This window comes from Streptomyces jeddahensis (genome assembly GCF_001642995.1).
In the GTDB taxonomy this organism is placed as follows: Bacteria; Actinomycetota; Actinomycetes; order Streptomycetales; family Streptomycetaceae; genus Streptomyces; species Streptomyces jeddahensis.
Window position 1 is genome coordinate 1 of record NZ_LOHS01000176.1, and the last position, 720, is coordinate 720.

The window sequence follows — 720 nt, forward strand, 5'->3', positions numbered from 1 at the left end:
TACCTGGTCTTGAACCGGTCCGGACGCACGAAGTCCAGGCCTTCGATGGTCTGTTTGCCGAGCGCCTCGTGTGCGGCGATGTGGCCATAGCCGGTGGCCATCTTGAAGCCCTTGCCGGAGAATCCGGTGGCGCAGTAGACCCTGCTGTTCTCATCCAGCCAGCCGAGGAGGGGATGCCTGTCCTCGGTGAAGAGGTCGGGGAAGGCGTCGGAGCGCGCGATGGTGGGGATCAGGCCGGGGAAGAACTCGGTGACGATCTCGGTGACCTTTTCGATTTCTTCCCGGGTGAGTTCCCTGGGCACGGCGCCGGGGTCGGGGGTTGTCCTTGCGCGCCCGGCCAGCGGTCCGTCTATCGATGCCTTGACCGTCACGCCGTCGACGGCGGGTGCGCCGTACAGGGAGCGATCCTCGTACCACCGGCTGAAGACGGGGAAGTTCTCCGGCGAGAACTGCGTGCCGTCCTGGGCGATGAACCAGGTCAGGACGATCCGATGGGTCTCCGTGACGGCCTTGAGGTGGTCGGGCATGAGCCTTCGGGACCAGCCGCCCGAGGCGACGATGACCTTCTCGAAGGTCCAGGTTCTGTCGCCCGAGGCGACGACCACGCCGTGGTCGGTTTCGGTAATGCTGTCCACGGGTGTGTTCTGCAGGACAGTGGCACCGTTGGCCTGGGCCGCCGCGACCGCGGCGCTGACGGCGCGGTCGGTGCGCAGAACGCCG

Annotated in this window: 1 protein-coding gene; it reads right to left on the reverse strand. The window is 66.7% G+C overall.

Features of this window, described 5'->3' with window-relative positions; genetic code table 11:
* On the reverse strand, nt 1-713 hold a 713-nt coding region (locus STSP_RS33785; RefSeq protein ID WP_232789902.1), incomplete at its 3' end, for an FAD-dependent oxidoreductase.
* Nucleotides 714-720: the final 7 nt, after the last annotated feature.